Source organism: Achromobacter sp. EB05 (assembly GCF_044232075.1).
In the GTDB taxonomy this organism is placed as follows: domain Bacteria; phylum Pseudomonadota; class Gammaproteobacteria; order Burkholderiales; family Burkholderiaceae_B; genus Achromobacter; species Achromobacter dolens.
This window is the reverse complement of the sequence record NZ_CP155917.1, coordinates 2593600-2611397: the sequence shown is the minus strand read 5'-3', so window position 1 is coordinate 2611397 and position 17798 is coordinate 2593600. Positions and strand designations below refer to the sequence as shown.

At 66.3% G+C, this 17798-nt stretch carries 17 protein-coding genes; 1 reads left to right on the top strand and 16 read right to left on the bottom strand.

Annotated elements, in window-relative coordinates; translation table 11 throughout:
* Nucleotides 1-5: 5 nt before the first annotated feature.
* A complete protein-coding gene (ppsA, locus tag AAID08_RS11990) occupies nt 6-2369 on the bottom strand; it encodes a phosphoenolpyruvate synthase (protein ID WP_064524473.1) in 2364 nt (787 codons plus the stop codon).
* 192 nt (nt 2370-2561) lie between these two features.
* On the opposite strand from ppsA, the gene AAID08_RS11985 reads away from it, so the two are divergent.
* Nucleotides 2562-3389 carry a pyruvate, water dikinase regulatory protein gene (locus AAID08_RS11985; RefSeq protein ID WP_054502802.1) on the top strand — a complete coding sequence of 276 codons (828 nt, stop codon included), beginning with the start codon at nt 2562-2564 and terminating at the stop codon, nt 3387-3389.
* Between the two features lie 73 nt (nt 3390-3462).
* Here AAID08_RS11985 and AAID08_RS11980 read toward each other — a convergent pair whose 3' ends face one another.
* From AAID08_RS11980 to pyrH, 15 genes are all read right to left on the bottom strand, one after another.
* Nucleotides 3463-3891 carry a hypothetical protein gene (locus AAID08_RS11980; protein ID WP_054502803.1) on the bottom strand — a complete coding sequence of 143 codons (429 nt, stop codon included), beginning with the start codon at nt 3889-3891 and terminating at the stop codon, nt 3463-3465.
* Between the two features lie 82 nt (nt 3892-3973).
* A complete protein-coding gene (locus AAID08_RS11975; RefSeq protein ID WP_064524471.1) occupies nt 3974-4762 on the bottom strand; it encodes an RNA methyltransferase in 789 nt (262 codons plus the stop codon).
* Complete coding sequence (gene rnhB / locus AAID08_RS11970; RefSeq protein WP_054502805.1) at nt 4759-5367, bottom strand: ribonuclease HII; 609 nt, start codon at nt 5365-5367, stop codon at nt 4759-4761. The genes AAID08_RS11975 and rnhB overlap by 4 nt, the downstream gene beginning before the upstream one ends.
* Nucleotides 5354-6550 carry a lipid-A-disaccharide synthase gene (lpxB, locus tag AAID08_RS11965; protein ID WP_054502806.1) on the bottom strand — a complete coding sequence of 399 codons (1197 nt, stop codon included), beginning with the start codon at nt 6548-6550 and terminating at the stop codon, nt 5354-5356. The genes rnhB and lpxB overlap by 14 nt, the downstream gene beginning before the upstream one ends.
* The gene (gene lpxA, locus AAID08_RS11960) at nt 6547-7341 is read right to left on the bottom strand and encodes an acyl-ACP--UDP-N-acetylglucosamine O-acyltransferase (protein ID WP_054502807.1); all 795 of its coding nucleotides are present in this window, start codon (nt 7339-7341) and stop codon (nt 6547-6549) included. Before lpxA ends, lpxB begins: the two co-directional genes overlap by 4 nt.
* Complete coding sequence (fabZ, locus tag AAID08_RS11955; RefSeq protein ID WP_006385190.1) at nt 7342-7797, bottom strand: 3-hydroxyacyl-ACP dehydratase FabZ; 456 nt, start codon at nt 7795-7797, stop codon at nt 7342-7344.
* A 71-nt stretch (nt 7798-7868) separates the two neighbouring features.
* Complete coding sequence (lpxD, locus tag AAID08_RS11950) at nt 7869-8966, bottom strand: UDP-3-O-(3-hydroxymyristoyl)glucosamine N-acyltransferase (RefSeq protein WP_395757672.1); 1098 nt, start codon at nt 8964-8966, stop codon at nt 7869-7871.
* 14 nt (nt 8967-8980) lie between these two features.
* Nucleotides 8981-9541, bottom strand: a complete 561-nt coding sequence (locus AAID08_RS11945; protein WP_054502809.1) for an OmpH family outer membrane protein — start codon at nt 9539-9541, stop codon at nt 8981-8983.
* Between the two features lie 110 nt (nt 9542-9651).
* Entirely contained in the window at nt 9652-11997 is a 2346-nt protein-coding gene (bamA, locus tag AAID08_RS11940) for an outer membrane protein assembly factor BamA (protein WP_054502810.1), read from the bottom strand.
* Nucleotides 11998-12050: 53 nt separating this feature from the next.
* The gene (gene rseP, locus AAID08_RS11935; RefSeq protein WP_395757671.1) at nt 12051-13382 is read right to left on the bottom strand and encodes an RIP metalloprotease RseP; all 1332 of its coding nucleotides are present in this window, start codon (nt 13380-13382) and stop codon (nt 12051-12053) included.
* A 71-nt stretch (nt 13383-13453) separates the two neighbouring features.
* A complete protein-coding gene (locus AAID08_RS11930) occupies nt 13454-14653 on the bottom strand; it encodes a 1-deoxy-D-xylulose-5-phosphate reductoisomerase (RefSeq protein WP_054502812.1) in 1200 nt (399 codons plus the stop codon).
* Complete coding sequence (locus AAID08_RS11925) at nt 14650-15507, bottom strand: phosphatidate cytidylyltransferase (protein WP_054502813.1); 858 nt, start codon at nt 15505-15507, stop codon at nt 14650-14652. The genes AAID08_RS11930 and AAID08_RS11925 overlap by 4 nt, the downstream gene beginning before the upstream one ends.
* 64 nt (nt 15508-15571) lie before the next feature.
* Nucleotides 15572-16336 carry a polyprenyl diphosphate synthase gene (gene uppS, locus AAID08_RS11920; protein ID WP_054502814.1) on the bottom strand — a complete coding sequence of 255 codons (765 nt, stop codon included), beginning with the start codon at nt 16334-16336 and terminating at the stop codon, nt 15572-15574.
* Nucleotides 16337-16502: 166 nt separating this feature from the next.
* Nucleotides 16503-17063 (bottom strand): ribosome recycling factor, encoded by a 561-nt coding sequence (gene frr, locus AAID08_RS11915; protein WP_049074267.1) that lies wholly within the window; start codon nt 17061-17063, stop codon nt 16503-16505.
* A 15-nt stretch (nt 17064-17078) separates the two neighbouring features.
* Entirely contained in the window at nt 17079-17795 is a 717-nt protein-coding gene (gene pyrH / locus AAID08_RS11910) for a UMP kinase (RefSeq protein WP_006394495.1), read from the bottom strand.
* Between the last annotated feature and the right edge of the window lie 3 nt (nt 17796-17798).

Genomic DNA, 17798 nt, shown 5'->3' with positions numbered 1-17798 from the left:
GGCGATTACTTCGCCAGGCGCTGCCAGGTGTCGACCACCGTGTCCGGGTTCAGCGACATCGACAGGATGCCTTCGTCCTTGAGCCACTGCGCGAAATCCGGGTGATCGCTGGGGCCCTGGCCGCAGATGCCGACGTACTTGTTGGCGGCCAGGCAAGCCTTGATCGCGCGGCGCAGCATGAACTTGACGGCGTCGTCGCGTTCGTCGAAATCGGCCGCCAGCAGTTCCATGCCGGAGTCGCGGTCCAGGCCCAGGGTCAGCTGGGTCATGTCGTTCGAACCGATCGAGAAGCCGTCGAAGTACTGCAGGAACTCGTCGGCCAGGATGGCGTTGGACGGCACTTCACACATCATGATCAGCTTCAGGCCGTTCTCGCCGCGCGCCAGGCCGTGCTTGGCGAGCAGGTTGACCACCTTTTCCGCCTGGCCCAGGGTGCGCACGAACGGCACCATGATCTCGACGTTGGTCAGGCCCATGTCATCGCGCACCTTCTTGAGCGCTTCGCATTCCATGCGGAAACACTCGGCGAAGTCGTCGGCGATGTAGCGCGAGGCGCCGCGGAAGCCCAGCATCGGGTTCTCTTCCTCGGGCTCGTAGCGCGAACCGCCGACCAGCTTGCGGTACTCGTTGGACTTGAAGTCCGACATGCGCACGATCACGGGCTTCGGGTAGAAGGCCGCCGCGATGGTGGCCACGCCTTCGGCCATCTTCTCGACGAAGAAGGCGCGCGGGCTGGCATGGCCGCGGGCGGCCGATTCCACGGCCTTCTTCAGCTCGCCGTCGACGTTCGGGTAGTCCAGCACCGCCTTCGGGTGGATGCCGATGTTGTTGTTGATGATGAATTCCAGGCGCGCCAGGCCGACGCCGCCGTTGGGGATCTGGGCGAAGTCGAACGCCAACTGGGGGTTGCCCACGTTCATCATGATCTTCAGATCGATGGCCGGCATCTCGCCGCGGCGCACTTCCTCGACTTCGGTCTCGATCAGGCCGTCATAGATGCGGCCTTCGTCGCCCTCGGCGCACGACACGGTCACGGCCTGGCCTTCCTTGAGCACGTCGGTGGCGTTGCCGCAGCCCACCACGGCCGGAATGCCGAGTTCGCGCGCGATGATGGCCGCGTGGCAGGTACGGCCGCCACGGTTGGTCACGATCGCCGAGGCGCGCTTCATGACGGGTTCCCAGTTGGGGTCGGTCATGTCGGTGACCAGCACGTCGCCGGGCTGCACCTTGTCCATGTCGGAGATGTCGCCGACCACGCGCACCGGGCCCGAGCCGATCTTCTGGCCAATGGCGCGGCCGGTGATCAGGACCTGGCCGGTGGCCTTCAGGCGGTAGCGCTGCTGCACGTCGTTGGCGCCCTGCTGCGACTTCACCGTTTCCGGACGCGCCTGCAGGATGTAGATCTTGCCGTCGACGCCGTCGCGGCCCCACTCGATGTCCATCGGGCGGCCATAGTGCTTCTCGATGATGACAGCGTAGCGGGCCAGCTCGATGACCTCGTCGTCGGTCAGCGAGTAGCGGTTGCGCTCGGACACCGGCACGTCGACCGTGCGCACGGCGCGGCCTTCCGGACGCTCGGGGTCGAATTCCATCTTGATCAGCTTGGAACCGATGCGGCGGCCGACGATGGGGAAATGGCCCTGGGCCAGCGTGGGCTTGAAGACGTAGAACTCGTCGGGGTTGACGGCGCCCTGCACCACGGTTTCGCCCAGGCCGTACGACGAGGTGATGAACACCACGTCCTGGAAGCCCGATTCGGTGTCGATGGTGAACATCACGCCGGCGCTGCCCTTGTCCGAACGCACCATGCGCTGGATGCCGGCCGACAGGGCCACATCGGCGTGGGCATAGCCCTTGTGCACGCGGTAGGAGATGGCGCGGTCGTTGTAGAGCGAGGCGAACACGTGGCGGATCTTGTCCAGCACGTCGTCGATGCCGACCACGTTCAGGAAGGTTTCCTGCTGGCCGGCGAACGAAGCGTCGGGCAGGTCTTCGGCGGTGGCGGACGAGCGCACCGCGAACGAGCCCTTGCCGTCGGCGTCGAGCTTGGCGAAGGCGTCGCGGATCTGGGTTTCGAATTCGGCCGAGAACGGCGCTTCGACGATCCATTGACGGATCTGCGCGCCGGCGTTGGCCAGCTCGCGCACGTCTTCGGGGTTCAGCGTGGTCAGGCGTTCGGCGATGCGCTTGTCCAGGCCCGAGGCCTTGAGGAAGTCGCGGAAGGCGTCAGCGGTCGTGGCAAAGCCGCCTGGCACGCGGACACCCGCGCCAGACAACTGGCTGATCATTTCGCCTAGTGATGCGTTCTTGCCTCCTACCGAGTCCACGTCCGTCATGCGGAGCTGCTCGAACAAAACAACGTACGACATTGAAGTCACCTTTTACAATGGAATGAAAGCGAGTTTGGTCAATGCAGATTCGACGCCGGCTTACCGCCCGGATTTCGCCGATCCGCCTGCGCTGACCAAACTGGCCTTGGACCGCCCTTGGGGTGACTTATAGGGGCCTGATTGTACTCGGAGGAGCACATCCGGCCATCCGCCTGGTTGGAATTTTTACATATGACATCTACCCCGATCGTACGCACGGTATACATCGTTTCCGACAGTACCGGCATCACCGCGGAAACCTTCAGCCAGTCGGTGCTTTCCCAGTTCGAACAAGTCGATTTCAAGCCGGTGCGGCTGCCGTTTGTCGACACGCTGGAAAAAGCCGCCGAAGTGGCCATGCGCATCGACCGCAGCGCCCAGGAAGCCGGGGTGCCGCCGATCGTCTTCAGCACCCTGGTCAATCCCGACATCCTCGCCCGTGTTCGCCAGGCGAACGGCATTTTCCTCGACCTGTTCGGCACCTTCGTCAGCCACATCGAGCAGGCGCTGGGGCTCAAATCCAGCCATTCCATCGGCCGCTCGCACATGCAGGCCAATTCGGAAAAGTACCGCAACCGGATCGACGCCATCAACTTCAGCCTGGCGCACGACGACGGCCAGTTCGTCAACCAGCTCGACCAGGCCGACGTCATCCTGGTGGGCGTGTCGCGCTGCGGCAAGACTCCGACCAGCCTGTACCTGGCCATGCAGTACGCCATCAAGGCCGCCAACTTCCCCCTGACGCCGGACGATTTCGAGCGCGGCACCCTGCCCTCGACCATCGCGCCGCACCGCGCCAAGCTGTTCGGCCTGTCGATCCAGCCCGAGCGCCTGGCCGAGGTGCGCAACGAACGCCGTCCCAACAGCCGCTACGCGCAACTGGAGCAGTGCCGCTATGAAGTGGCCGAGGCCGAGCGCATGATGCGCCGCGAGGGTATCTCCTGGCTGTCCACCACCACCAAGTCGATCGAGGAGATCTCGACCACGGTGCTGCAGGAAGTCGGCCTGGATCGCGGCTGAAAATGACAGGGTCCGGCTATGGGCGCCGGCCCCCCTCCGTCGCGCAACCGGCGATCGCCGGCCGCGCGCGCCGTCACTGCCGCACCGCTCCAGGCAGGACGACGGGGCGGGACAGCTCGATGTAACTGCTGTCGGCCGGCAGGTAGAACCCCACCAGCTTGCCGGACGAGGCCACCAGATAGGCGTCCGTGCGGCGCGGCAAGGCAATCGCGAACGGACCGCCCAGCGGCCGGAACACGTCGCCTTGCACGATGGCGCCGGCCCGCCGCCATTGCGAGCCGGAAGGCAGCGTCACGGCGGCGTCGTTGGGCAGCTTCGCCACCACCTCACGCGACAATTGCAGCCGGCCGGCCGATTCGGTCATGTCGACCGGCACCAGACTGACCCGTTGCGGTGCGCCCGAGGCGCATCCGCCCAGCGCCAGCGCGCACAGGCAGGCGGCAAGCAATGACTGGCAGCGGGCGCGGCCTGGCAGGGAGTGAGCGACCGGCAATGACGCCATGGAACACCTAGGGAGCGGCAAAGCGTCGAGTATATGCCGGCCAGGCGCCCGCCTGGCGGGTCAGACACGCACCAATGCAGAATCAGCGCGCCGCGTCCGCCAGCGCCTGGCGGCGGTGCTCGAACAGGCAGATGGCGGCGGCGGCGCCCACATTGAGCGACTCGACTGCGGCCATGTCGTGGGGAATGCGCAGCCTGAGCCGCGCCGCCGCCAGCAACTCGGCCGCGACGCCCTGGCCCTCATGGCCGAAGACCCAGGCGCAACGCTCGGGCAGGCGCCCGGCGTACAGGTCCTGGGCGCCTTCCAGCGCGGTCGCCACCAGCGGCACGCGCAACCGGGGCAGCAGCGCCTGCAGGTCCACGTGCTCGTGGATCGCCAGCGCGAAATGCGCCCCCTGGCCGCTGCGCAACACCTTGGACGACCAGGCCGCGGCCGTGCCGGTGGCCAGGAACACGCGCTTGACCCCGGCCGCGGCACAGGTGCGCAGCAAGGTGCCGACATTGCCCGGGTCCTGGATGCGATCGAACAGCACGCAATTCTCGTCCACCGCCTCAGGCAGGGACGGCAACGGCGGCGTCACCACAAAGGCCACGCCCTGCCCGCTTTCCACGCTGGCCAGCGCCTGCATCAGGCGCGCGTCCAGCGCCAGGCAGCGGGCCTCCGGCACGGCGGCCGCCAGCGCCGCGATATCGGGCTGCGACAGGCGGTCGACGTCGAAGATGGCCTGGTCCGGCGCGCCATGGTGCTGCAACCACGCCTGGCACAGGTGCACGCCGTCCAGCAGCACGGGCGCGCCGCGCTTGCCCGCGGTGCCGGCGAGCTTGACCAGCGCCTTGACCGCGGGATTGTCGCGGGAACTGATGTGTTTCATGAGACCAGGCCGAAGGCCTTGATGGGCGCGAAACTGCGGCGGTGCTCGACACAGGGACCGTGCTCGCGCAGCATCTGCAAGTGCAAGGCGGTGCCATAGCCCTTGTGCTGGTCGAACGCATACTGCGGGTACAGCGCATGCAGGCGCAGCAGATCCGCGTCGCGCGCGGTCTTGGCCAGGATCGACGCGGCGGAGATCGCAGGCACCAGGGCATCGCCCTTGATCACCGTCTGCACCGTGCAACCCAGCTTGGGGGCCTGGTTGCCATCCACCAGCGCCAACTGAGGCGCCGTCGACAGGCCCTCGACGGCGCGGCGCATCGCCAGCAGGGTGGCGCGCAGGATGTTCAGGCTGTCGATTTCGGCCACGCTGGCGCTGGCCACGCACCAGGCCAGCGCATGCGCCTGGATCTCGAGGGCCAGCGCCTCGCGCGTGGCGGCCTTCAGCACCTTGGAGTCGGCCAGGCCGTCGATGGGCCGCGCCGGATCCAGGATCACGGCGGCCGCGTATACCGCGCCCGCCAGCGGACCGCGGCCGGCTTCATCGACGCCGGCCGTCACCAGGGCCGGCTGCGCCGGCGCGGCAAACAGGTCAGGCTGCTCCACCGGCCACCTCCAGGATCGCCTGGGCCGCGAGCGCCGGCGTGTCGCGCAGCAGCTCCTGGTGCAGCGCCGTGAAGCGGGCCTCGATACGCGCCGCCAAGGCCTCGTCGGTCAACGCCGCCCAGGTGGCCTCGGCCAGCTTCTCGGGCGTGGCGTCGTCCTGCAACAGCTCGGGCACCGCGAAGTCGCGCAGCAGCACGTTGGGCAGCCCCACCCACGGCAGATAGGGCCGTTCCTGGCCGGACTTCCAGGCCATGATGCGACGCATCAGCGGCGACAGCACGTAGGAAATCACCATGGGCCGCTTGTACAGCGCGGTTTCCAGGGTGGCGGTGCCGCTGGCCACCAGCACCGCGGTGCTGGCTTCCATCACCGACCACGCCACCGGCGCCTGGCGATCGCCATCCGCGCCGTGCAGATCCTGCGCGGTCACGCAGCGCAACCCCGGCACGGGATACTTGGCCAGGATCGCCTGGAATTCGGCGCGGCGCTGGTCGTTGACCATCGGCACCACGCATTGCAGCGCAGGATCGCGCTTCTGCAGCATCTGCGCGGCCTGCAGGAAGCGCGGCGCCAGCAGGCGAATCTCGGACGAACGGCTACCCGGCAGGATCGCCAGCACGCGCGCGTCCTGGTCGATGCCCAGCCGCGCGCGCGCCGCCGCGCGGTCCGGCTGCATCGGCACCGCGCCGGCCAGCGGATGGCCGACATAGGTGACCGGAATGCCTTCCTTGCGGTAGATCTCTTCCTCGAACGGGAACAGCACCAGCATGTGCGACACCGATTCGCGGATCTTGTGGATGCGATCGTAGCGCCAGGCCCAGATCGAGGGGCCGACGAAATGGACGGTCGGCGTGCCGGCCTGGCGCAGTTGGTGTTCCAAACGCAGGTTGAAATCGGGCGCGTCGATGCCGACGAACACCGACGGCGGCTCGGCCAGCCAGCGACGCGACACGTCGCGATAGGTGCGCAGCAGACTGGGCAGACGCTTGAGCGCGTCGACGTAGCCGAACACCGTCAGCGCATGCATCGGATGCCAGGTATCGAAATCGCGGGCCTGCATCTGCGGGCCGCCGATGCCCTCGCACAGCACGCCCGGGGCGCGCTGCTGCAGACCGGCAATGATGCGGCCGGCCAGCAGATCGCCCGAGGGCTCGCCGGCCACCATGCCGATCCGCATGTTCATGGACGGATGATGCCGCGCGACGCGACGTCGAGGAAATCCAGCAGCGTCTGCAGATGCTCGGCGACTTCGGGCTCGGCCTGCTGGCGGGCGCGCAGTTCGGCCCGGGCCGTATCCAGCGGCAAGCCGCGGCGATAGATGATCTTGTAGGCGTCGCGCAGCGCCGACACCTGGGCGGGCGTGAAGCCGCGGCGCTTCAGGCCTTCGACGTTGATGCCGACCGGCCGGCACGGATTGCCCGCGGCCAGCACGAACGGCGGCGTGTCCTGCATCAGCGAGCTGTTGCCGCCGGTCATGCTGTGCGCGCCGATGCGCGAGAACTGGTGCACGCCGGTCAGGCCGCCCACGATGGCCCAGTCACCCACATGGACGTGGCCGCCCAGTTGCACGGAGTTGGCCAGGATGGTGTTGTTGCCCACGTGGCAATCGTGCGCGATGTGCACGTAGGCCATGATCCAGTTGTCATCGCCCAGCGTGGTGGCGCCGCCATCCTGCACCGTGCCGGTGTTCAGCGTGACGAATTCGCGCACCGTGTTGCGGTCGCCGATGATCAGCCGGGTCGGCTCGCCCTTGTACTTCTTGTCCTGCGGCATCCCGCCGATCGAGCAATACCGATAGAAGCGGTTGTCGCGTCCGATGGTGGTCACGCCATCGACCATGCAATACGGGCCGAGCTCGGTGCCGGCGCCGATCGTCACATCGGGGCCCACGACGCAGAACGCGCCGATGACCACGCTGGGGTCGATTTTCGCCGCCGGATCGACGACGGCGGTAGGATGGATGTTTCCTGCCATTTACTCTTCCAGGCTGCGGATCGCGCACATGAGCTTGGCCGACGCCACTTCCTGCCCGTCCACCGTGGCACGCGCTTGGTATTTACAGATGCTGCGGCTCAGGCGCTCGGCTTCGACCTCGATGCGCAACTGGTCACCCGGCACCACCGGGCGGCGGAAACGCGCGCCGTCGATGCCCACCAGGTAGTACGCCGTCTTGGCGCCTTCGCACTTCAGGCCGCCGTTCTCGTCGGTGAACGAGAACAACGCCGAAGCCTGGGCCATGGCTTCCACGATGAGCACGCCCGGCATCACCGGATGGTGGGGAAAGTGGCCGTTGAAAAACGGTTCATTGATCGAGACGTTCTTGATGGCGACGATGGATTTGCCGGGCACCATTTCGACGACGCGATCAATCAGCAGCATCGGGTAACGATGCGGCAGCCTCTCCATGATCCCCTTGATGTCGAGTTCCATTTTTCTGTGAATTCCTGCGTAATGAATTAAATCTGTCGGCGCCGCGAGCGCCAGGGCGGCATGGCGGCGCCCTAGTCTTTTTCCAGCGTCCGCAAGCGGCGGCGCAATTGCGCCAACTGTTGTATCACGGCGGCGTTGCGCTGCCATTCGCCATGTTCCGCATACGGGTACACCCCGGTATAGCGGCCAGGCTTGGAAACATTGGACGTCACCGCGGTGCCGCCCGAAATGTGTACGTCGTCGCCCAGCGTCAGGTGCCCTGACAGCATGGCCGCGCCGCCGATGGTGCAGCGCTCGCCGATGGTCGTGGACCCCGCCACGCCGACGCACGCCGCGATCGCGGTGTAGGCGCCGATACGGCAGTTGTGGGCCACCATGATCTGGTTGTCGAGCTTGACGCCATTGCCCACGACGGTGTCTTCGAGCGCGCCGCGGTCGATGGTCGTATTGGCCCCGATTTCGACGTCGTCGCCCACCGTCACCCCGCCCAACTGGGGAATCTTGCCCCAGGCGCCCTTGCCCAGCGACGGATCCGGCGCGAAACCGAAGCCGTCTGCGCCGAGCACCGCGCCGCTGTGGATGATGGCGCGCGCGCCGATCTTGACGCCTTCGTACAGCGTGACATGCGCATGCAGGCGGCTGTCCGGGCCGATCGACGAGCCAACGCCGATCACGCAGCCGGCGCCCAGCACGCTGCCGCGGCCGATGCGCGCGCCCGATTCGATCACGCAATTCGGACCGATACGCACGTCTTCCTCGATGTGCGCATCAGGCGCGACCACGGCCGAGGGATGCGTGGACGCGGGCAGGGCCGGACGCCGCGCGGCGTCGAACCACTGCGCCACGCGGGCGTAAAGCAGATACGGATGCTTGCAGACGACCAGCGTGAAACGCGGCCGATCGGCGCCGGCGGCTTCCAGCGTCTCGGCCACGTCGGCCGAGACGATCACCGCCCCCGCCTGCGTGGCGGCGAGCTGGCTCTGGTACTTGGGATTGGCCAGGAAACTGATCTCATGGCCGCTGGCCGAAGCCAGGGTGCCGATGCCGCAGACCCGCAAGGGGTCTGCGCCGGCGGGCGCGCTGATGCGCCAGTCCATGCCCTGGGTATTGGCGGCGCTCAACAGCGCTTCGAGCGTCGGCGCGCGGGCAAGATCCAGTAGAACCGGCATACGGCGACTGCAGCTTACTTGCCCAGGCTCTGGATCACCTTGTCGGTGATGTCGATGCGCGGGTTGACCGTGACGGCGTCCTGGATGATCAGGTCGTAGTTTTCCTGTTCAGCGATGCGCTTGATGGCCTCGTTGGCCTTCGTCACGATGCTGGAAAACTCTTCGTTGCGGCGGCGGTTGAAGTCTTCCTGGAATTCGCGGCGCTTGCGCTGCAGGTCGGTATCCAGGTTCGACAGCTCCCGCTGGCGCTTGACGCGGTCGGACTCGGACAGCACGGGCGCATCCTTGTCGAACTTCTCGGCTTGCGAACGCAGGCTGGAGTTCAGACGCTGCAGTTCGTCGTCACGCTTCTTGAATTCGGCTTCGATCTTGCTTTGCGCCGTCTTGGCCGGACCGGATTCACGCAGGATCCGCTCGGTGTTGACGAAGCCGATCTTGGTGTTCTGAGCCTGAGCGGGCACCGCCGCGACGGAACCGAGAATGAGCGCACCCACCAGGGCAATGGAGCCGCCCAGCTTGCCACGACGATTAACGCGCGGCGAATTCGATGATTTAAGTGCGAAGTCAGACATCATGAAAATCTCACCTTCCAGTAAGGCAAAGCCAAAGTATGTATTGTGCCACTAAACGACAAGGGAGCCGGGCCAGGAGGCCTCTCCCTTGTTTTCAAGCGTAACGCCAGCGCTTAGAACCCGGTTCCGATCTGGAACTGGAAGCTCTGCTTGTCGTCGCCCGGCTTGGCATTGAGCGGACGCGCGTACGACAGTTGCAGCGGGCCCATCGGCGACTGCCACGACAGGCCGATACCCGCCGAGAAACGCCAGCCGCAAGGATCGTCGACCTCGCTGCCCGGCTTGCCGTTGGTGCACGACAGGCCGCTGCCCGCGCCCACCTGGCCCGCATCGCTGAAGATGAACCAGCGCAGCGTGCGGTCCTTGGACGCGCCCGGGAACGGCAGGTACAACTGCGCGTTCGCCACGATGCGGCGCGAACCGCCCAGGTAGTCGCCCGTGACCGGATCGCGCGGACCCAGCGACGAACCTTCGTAGCCGCGCACCGTGCCAATACCGCCGGCGTACACGTCCTTGATGATCGGGTAGTCCTTGCCGCCGTAGCTCTGGCCCCAGTCGACCATGCCGTTCAGCGCCAGGGTGTACGAATTGCCCAGCGGGATGAAGTACTGCTGCTGACCGGTGAGCATGTAGTACTTCAGGTCGACCGTCGAGAAGTCGCTCTTCAAGCGGGTGTACGAACCCTTGGTCGGCGCCAGGGCGCTGTCGCGGGTGTCGTTGGACCAGCCGGCGGTGAAGATCACCGAGTTGGTCGCATCGCCGTACTGGTCGACGAACTTGCGGTAGGCCAGCGGCGAATTCGAGAACAGATCGATCTGGTTGCGCTCGAGGTTGGCGCCCAGGAAGATCCGGTCGTACTCGGAGATCGGCACGCCGAAGTTCATGCCCAGGCCCATGGACTTGACGCGGTAGTCGCCGTCGTTGTTGTTCCAGGGCTCGGTCACGCGGTAGTAAGCGGACGTGGTGCGGCTGATGCCGTCCTTGGTCCAGTACGGGTCGGTGTGCGACAGCACCACCGCGCGGTTGCTCTTGCTGGTGTTCAGTTGCAGCGTGAGGTTGGTGCCGCTGCCGAACACGTTGTCTTCGCTGATGCCGGCCGACAGGATCGCCTTTTCGGACGAACCGTAGCCCACGCCCAGGTTGATCATGCCGGTGGGCTTTTCCTTCACGTCGACGTTGACGTCGACCTGGTCGGGCGAGCCCGGCACCGGATCGGTCTTGACGTTGACGTCGCTGAAGTAGCCCAGGCGGTCGACGCGGTCGCGCGAGGTCTTGATGTCCTTGGCGTCGTACCAGGCGGCTTCCTGCTGGCGCATTTCGCGGCGCACGACTTCGTCGCGCGTGCGGGTGTTGCCGCCGATCTGGATGCGGCGCACGTAAACGCGGCGGCTCGGATCGACGTAGAACGTCAGGTCGGCCTCGTGCTTGGCGCGGTCGAGCTGCGGGTTCGGGTTGACGTTGGCGAAGGCGTAGCCCAGTTCACCCAGGTAGTCGGTGATGGCCTTGGCCGAATCGTTGGCCTTGGCCGCCGAGAACGTTTCGTCGGGCTTGATCTTGACCAGGTTGTTGATTTCCTGGTCCAGGCCGATCAGATTGCCCGCCAGCTTGACGCTGCGCACCTTGTACGGCTCGCCTTCATGGACCGTGATGGTGATGCGGATGTCCTTGCGGTCGGGCGAGATCGTCACCTGGGGCGGCTCGACCGTGAATTCCAGGTAGCCGCGGTCCAGGTAGAACGAACGCAGGCGTTCGAGGTCGCCTTCGAGCTTTTCCCGCGAGTACTTGTCGGTATCGGTGTACCAGGTCAGCCAGCCCGGCGTGGTCAGCTTGAATTCGTCGAGCAGGTCGCTTTCCGAGAAGGCCTTGTTGCCGACGAAGCGGATTTCCTGGATGCGGGCGACCGAGCCTTCGAACACGTCGAAGCTCACGCCAACGCGGTTGCGCGGCAGCGGCGTGACGGTGGAGGTGACCTCGACGCCGTACTTGCCCTTGGACAGATACTGCTGCTTGAGTTCGTATTCGGCGCGCTCGAGCATCGAGCGGTCGAAAATCCGGCCTTCGGCGAAACCCACCTGCCCCAGCGACTTGGTAATGGCCTTGGAATCGAACTCACGCATGCCGTTGAAATTCACGGATGCAATCGTCGGACGCTCCTGGACCACCACGACCACGACATTATTGTCGGTCTGGATCTGCACGTCGGTGAAAAATCCCGTGCCGTACAGGCGGCGAACGGCCTCGGTGGCCTCTTCCTCGGTGAATTTCTCACCGACCTTGACGGGCAGATAACCGAAGACGGTGCCGGCGTCGGTTCGCTGGATCCCCTCTACGCGGATATCCCGCACGACAAAAGGGTCGAAGGCGTGAGCCATGCCTGGCAGCAGCAATGCGGCGATCAGACTCGGCACTACGCCCGGCAGTACACCCTTTTTGTGATGAAACATCCGGCGAAAAGACATCCTTGAGTATCCTCGGTCGTGCAAATGGCGGGGGATTTTATGCTAATTGGCGCTTAAGTGAACAAGCGCGTGAAATCATTGAACAACGCAAGCCCCATCAGGCTTGCCAATAAACCAATGCCTGCGCGCTGTCCGATATCGATCCACCGTGCGGGCGGCGGACTGCCCCGCACAATTTCGACGAGATAGTACAGCAGATGGCCACCGTCCAGCATAGGAATGGGCAGCAAATTTAGTACGCCCAGGCTGATGCTGATCAACGCGATATAGGCGATATACGCAACAATGCCGATGCGGGCGGTCTGGCCGGCATAATCGGCGATCGTGACCGGGCCGCTGACATTGCGCCAGGAAACGTCCCCCGTGACCATGCGGCCCATCATGCGCAGCGAAAACAGGGCGGTGTCCCAGGTGCGGACGGCGCCGCGCCAGAGGCTGTCGAAGACGCCGTAGCGCACCGTCACCATGGGCACGTCGCCGCCTAGCTGGACGCCGAGCCGGCCGATGACCTGGCCGTTGACCGTTTCGGCGCGCGGCGTGACATTCACGGAAATCTGGGCGCCATCGCGCGCCACCGTCAGGGCCAGCGTCTTGCCCGCGCTGTCCTGGATCTGCTTTACCAGCGCGCCGGTGTCCAGCGTGGGCTGGCCATCGACGGCCAGGATCAGGTCGCCCGCGCGCAGGCCGGCCGCCTGCCCTTCGCCGCCATCGTTGACGACGCGCACGGCGGGCTTGGGTTGGGCCAGGCGGATGCCGGCGGCCAGCAGCGGATCGCCGCCGGCCGGATCCATGGCGTTGGCCGGCAGGGTCAGTTCCCGTTGCTGCGATGCACCACCGGGGGTGCCGACTTCGATCTGGGTGCGGCCACCCGTGGCCATCACGTCCATCAGGCGCCAGCGGGCGTCCGACCACGACGCGACCTCCTGGCCGTCGATGGCCAGGATGCGGTCGCCCGCCACCAACCCGGCGCGCGCCGCGGGCGTATCGGCAGCGGGTTGGGCGATGACAGCCACCGGCTCCTCGGTGCCCGCCATGTTCAGGCCGGCATACAGGAAGACCGCGAGGATGAGATTGAAAATGGGACCGGCGGCAACGATCGCGATGCGCTTGCCGACCGATTTGTTGTTGAAGGCGCCTGCCGCTTCGGCCGGGCTGGCGCCCGCCGGGGCATCGTCCTGCATCTTGACATAGCCGCCCAGGGGCAAGGCCGACAGGGCCCATTCGGTGCCATGGCGGTCGGTGCGGCGCAGGACCACCTTGCCGAAGCCGACCGAAAAGCGCAGCACCTTGACGCCGCACAGCCGCGCCACCCAATAGTGCCCCAACTCATGGAAAATGATCAGGGAGCCAAGCGCAACGGCAAAGGCCAGCAGGGTGAAAAGCATCGGGGTCAGGAAATCAAGGAATCAACGCACGGGAAAAACGGCGCACGGTCCGGGGAACGATCCATGCGCCATCACGCCAGGCCGAGATTGCCGGCGTAAACGCGCGCGGCGGCATCCAGCGCCAGCACATCGTCAAGACTATTGAGCGTAACAGATGATTGCCCCCCCTGCCACTCCAGGGTCGCCTCGATAACCCGCGGTATCCAGGTATACCCCAGACGGCCCGCCAGGAAGGCGTCCACCGCCACCTCATTGGCCGCGTTCAGGGCGATGCAGGCGCCCTGCCCGGCACGCAGCGCCTCGAACGCCAGCGCCAGGCACGGGAATCGCGCCAGGTCCGGCTTTTCGAAATCGAGCCGGCCCAGACGGGTCAGGTCCAGCGGCCCCACGCCGCTGTCCAGGCGCTCGGGAAAGCCCAAGCCGTAGGAGATCGGCGTGCGCATGTCGGGCTGGCCCAATTGCGCCAGGATCGAGCCGTCGTCGTATTCGACCATGGAGTGAATCACGCTCTGCGGATGCACCACGACCTCGATGCGGTCGGCCGGCATGGCAAACAGCCAGTGCGCCTCGATCACCTCCAGGCCTTTGTTCAGCATGGTGGCGGAATCGACCGAGATCTTGCGGCCCATGCTCCAGTTGGGATGGGCGCAGGCCTGCGCCGGCGTCACCTCGTGCAGGTCCTCCAGGTCGCGGCCCCGGAACGGGCCGCCGGAGGCGGTCAGCAGCAGTCGGCGCACGCCCGGCGCCGGCGCATCGGGCGCCCCGGCCCGGCCGCCATGGGGCAGACACTGGAAAATCGCATTGTGTTCGCTGTCGATGGGGAGCAATTCGGCGCCGTTGTCGCGAATTGCCTGCATGAACAGCGAGCCGGCGGCGACCAGCGCTTCCTTGTTGGCCAGCAAGACCCGCTTGCCGGCACGCGCCGCGGCCAAGGCCGCGGGCAGGCCGGCAGCGCCGACGATGGCCGCCATGACGGCGTCGCACTGCGCATCCGCCGCCGTATCGGCCAGGGCCTGCGCGCCGATCCGGATTTCCGGCGCGGCCTGCCCGGCCGGCCAGGCCGCCACGAATTTGTCACGCGCCTTGGCATCGGGCACCACGACCACCGCGGCGCGGCTGGCCAACGCCTGCTCGGCCAGCCGTTCCATGCGGCTGTAGGCAGACAGGGCATACACCGCCAGGCGATCCGGATGGCGAGCGATCACGTCCAGCGTGCTCTCGCCAATCGAGCCGGTCGATCCCAGCACCACGACGCGTTGAAAAGCCGTCAAAACAACACTCCAGACAAGATTAGCGCCAACGGCGCGACCGGCAGGATCGCGTCGATACGGTCATAGACCCCGCCGTGCCCCGGCAGCAGCGCGCTGGAATCCTTGCGGCCCGCGCGGCGCTTGAGCAACGACTCGAACAGGTCGCCGATGATGGATAGCACGCCCAGCAACGCCGCGATCGGCAGCGCCAGCCAGAACGACCAGTGCGCCACCAGCGCATGGCCGAACGTGCCGTCCCACAGGCTCGACAGGCCGATCCAGATGACGGCGCCCAGCACGCCGGCGACCGCGCCGGCCACCGTCTTGCCCGGGCTGACCCGCGGCGCCAGTTTACGCTTGCCGAATGCGCGGCCGGCGAAATAGGCGGCGATATCGGCGACCCAGACCAGGGCCAGCAACGACACCACGAAGGCGGCGCCGCGCGCCATGAACATCTGGGCCAGCACCGCCCAGGCGGTGAACGCGGCGGGGACCGAAAACAGCGACCACCCCAGATTCGCCGGCGCCGCGTCGGATCGGCCGCGCACCACGGCGGCGGTGGCCCCGAACAGCCAGACCACGGCAACCAGCGGCGCGGCGTAGCGCAGGATCCAGGACGGATCCGCGATGCCGTCGCGCTGGCCCGACAACCAGGCCGACGCCAGGGCCAGCATGGCCGCGAACAACAGGACGGGAATGCCCGCGGCGATCACGGACGACGGCGGTTGCGGCAGCGTCAGGCGCAGCCACTCCCAATTGGCGCAGGCCGCCGCCAGCGCGAGCAACGCCACGAACCACCAGGGATTGGCGCTCATCATTGCGGCCGCCAGGACGGCGAGCAGGACGATGGCGGTAACGATACGCTGGCCCAACATGGTGACGATCTCCTCGGGTCGACCCACAGCCGCCGCGCGCGGGGCACGGCGAGCCGCGGCCGGACTATTTTTCGCCGGTTTCGGTGAGCTGGGCGCTGGTGCGGCCGAAGCGGCGCTCGCGCGTCCGGTACCAGTCAAATGCCTGGCGCAGTTCGTCGGCGCCGAAATCCGGCCAGTAGCGGTCCGTGAAATAGAACTCCGCGTACGCCATCTGCCAGATCAGGAAATTGGAAATGCGCTGCTCGCCGCCGGTGCGGATGAACAGGTCGGGCTCGGGCGCCCAGGACATGGAAAGATGCCGCGCCAGGCGCTCTTCGTCGACCCGCTCCGGATGCGCCGCCAGCTCGGGCTCGGCCGCCAGCATCGCGCGGGTGGCCTGCAGGATGTCCCAGCGACCGCCGTAGTTGGCGGCCACCGTCAGGTGCAGGCGGTCATTGTGGGCGGTGCGCGCCTGAGCGGCGAAGATCAGTTCCTGCAGGCGCGGCTCGAACGCGGACAGATCGCCGATGACGTGCAGGCGCACGCCCTGCTCTTCCAGCTTGCCGACTTCGCGCTCCAGCGCCTGCACGAACAGGCGCATCAGCAGCGACACCTCCTCGGCAGGCCGGCGCCAGTTCTCGGAACTGAAGGCGAACAGCGTCAGGTAGCGCACCCCCGCGCGGCCGCAGGCCTCGACCACGCGGCGCACCGCCTGCACCCCCTTGGCATGCCCGGCCGTGCGTGGCAACAGCCGCCGCGTCGCCCATCTGCCGTTGCCATCCATGATGATGGCCACGTGCTCCGGGATGTCGCGGGTATCGGGAACCGCCTGGGTAGAACTGGTTGCCATGGGTCTGGGGAGCGCCGTCGACCGGCGTAAAACAGGGAATACGGGGAAAAACCCGCGCCGTCGATCCACCGCTGCGTCAGTGTGCTGCGAAGCAATGGATAGGACGGCGCGAAGGCAAAAATCCTGGGACCGGGGCGGCTTGCTGCCCGCTCCGGCTCTGCAAGGATTATACGGTCATGATTTCCGCTTCTTTTTGGGCAACCATCTTGTCGATGTCGGCCACGTTGCGGTCGGTCAGCTTCTGGACGTCGTCCTGGGCGCGACGCTCGTCGTCCTCGGAGATTTCCTTGTCCTTGACCAGCTTCTTCAAGGTGTCGTTGGCTTCGCGGCGCAGATTGCGCACGGCCACCTTGGCGTCCTCGCCTTCGCTGCGCACGACCTTGGTCAGGTCGCGGCGGCGCTCTTCGGTCAGGGCCGGCATCGGCACGCGGATGGTATCGCCCATGGACATGGGGTTCAGGCCCAGGTCCGATTCGCGGATGGCCTTCTCGATCGCGGCGGCCATGCTCTTTTCGTAGGGCTGGACGCTGATGGTGCGCGCGTCGATCAGGTTCACGTTGCCGACCTGGCTGATCGGCACGGGCGAACCGTAGTACTCGACCTGCACGTGGTCCAGGATGCCGGTGTGGGCGCGGCCCGTGCGGATCTTGGCCAGGTTGGTCTTGAGCGTGTCAAGCGACTTGGCCATCCTGGCTTCGGCGGATTTGCGGATTTCTGCGACGCTCATGGATTTTCCTTTTCTTTAAACGTGTACCAACGTGCCTTCGTCTTCGCCGCTGACGACGCGCTTGAGCGCGCCCGACTTATTGATCGAAAACACCTTGATCGGCAGCTTCTGGTCGCGGCACAGGGCGAACGCCGTGGCGTCCATGACTTCCAGGCGGCGGACGATGGCCTCGTCGAAGCTGATGCGCGCGTAGCGCGTGGCGGAAGGATCCTTGTTGGGATCCGCGCTGTAGATGCCGTCGACCTTGGTGGCCTTCAGCACGATCTCCGCGCCGATCTCGGCGCCACGCAGGGCGGCCGCGGTATCGGTCGTGAAGAAGGGGTTGCCGGTGCCCGCGGCGAAGATGACGACCTTGCCTTCTTCGAGGTAACGCAGGGCCTTGGGGCGGATGTACGGTTCGACGACCTGGTCGATGTTCAGGGCCGACTGCACGCGGGTGTCGATACCCTTGTGCTTGAGCGCGTCCTGCAGGGCAAGCGCGTTCATGATGGTGGCCATCATGCCCATGTAGTCGGCGGTGGCGCGGTCCATGCCCTGCGCACCCGGGGCGACGCCACGGAAGATGTTGCCACCGCCGATGACGATGGCCAGCTCGACGCCAGTGGCGGCGACTTCGGCGATCTCATCGGTCATGCGGACGATGGTGGCGCGATTGATGCCGAATGCATCGTCGCCCATCAGCGCCTCGCCGGAAAGTTTGAGAAGAACCCGTTTGTATGATCTGCTGCTCATAGG

What these genes read in the sequence shown, in the direction of transcription:
- fabZ (WP_006385190.1), bottom strand. Translation starts at nt 7,797, where the DNA reads ATGGAACTCGACATCAAGGGGATCATGGAGAGGCTGCCGCATCGTTAC.
- AAID08_RS11975 (WP_064524471.1), bottom strand. Translation starts at nt 4,762, where the DNA reads ATGAAACACATCAGTTCCCGCGACAATCCCGCGGTCAAGGCGCTGGTC.
- AAID08_RS11980 (WP_054502803.1), bottom strand. Translation starts at nt 3,891, where the DNA reads ATGGCGTCATTGCCGGTCGCTCACTCCCTGCCAGGCCGCGCCCGCTGC.
- lpxB (WP_054502806.1), bottom strand. Translation starts at nt 6,550, where the DNA reads ATGAACATGCGGATCGGCATGGTGGCCGGCGAGCCCTCGGGCGATCTG.
- lpxD (WP_395757672.1), bottom strand. Translation starts at nt 8,966, where the DNA reads ATGCCGGTTCTACTGGATCTTGCCCGCGCGCCGACGCTCGAAGCGCTG.
- ppsA (WP_064524473.1), bottom strand. Translation starts at nt 2,369, where the DNA reads ATGTCGTACGTTGTTTTGTTCGAGCAGCTCCGCATGACGGACGTGGAC.
- AAID08_RS11985 (WP_054502802.1), top strand. Translation starts at nt 2,562, where the DNA reads ATGACATCTACCCCGATCGTACGCACGGTATACATCGTTTCCGACAGT.
- AAID08_RS11945 (WP_054502809.1), bottom strand. Translation starts at nt 9,541, where the DNA reads ATGATGTCTGACTTCGCACTTAAATCATCGAATTCGCCGCGCGTTAAT.
- frr (WP_049074267.1), bottom strand. Translation starts at nt 17,063, where the DNA reads ATGAGCGTCGCAGAAATCCGCAAATCCGCCGAAGCCAGGATGGCCAAG.
- rseP (WP_395757671.1), bottom strand. Translation starts at nt 13,382, where the DNA reads ATGCTTTTCACCCTGCTGGCCTTTGCCGTTGCGCTTGGCTCCCTGATC.
- uppS (WP_054502814.1), bottom strand. Translation starts at nt 16,336, where the DNA reads ATGGCAACCAGTTCTACCCAGGCGGTTCCCGATACCCGCGACATCCCG.
- lpxA (WP_054502807.1), bottom strand. Translation starts at nt 7,341, where the DNA reads ATGGCAGGAAACATCCATCCTACCGCCGTCGTCGATCCGGCGGCGAAA.
- AAID08_RS11925 (WP_054502813.1), bottom strand. Translation starts at nt 15,507, where the DNA reads ATGTTGGGCCAGCGTATCGTTACCGCCATCGTCCTGCTCGCCGTCCTG.
- bamA (WP_054502810.1), bottom strand. Translation starts at nt 11,997, where the DNA reads ATGTCTTTTCGCCGGATGTTTCATCACAAAAAGGGTGTACTGCCGGGC.
- pyrH (WP_006394495.1), bottom strand. Translation starts at nt 17,795, where the DNA reads ATGAGCAGCAGATCATACAAACGGGTTCTTCTCAAACTTTCCGGCGAG.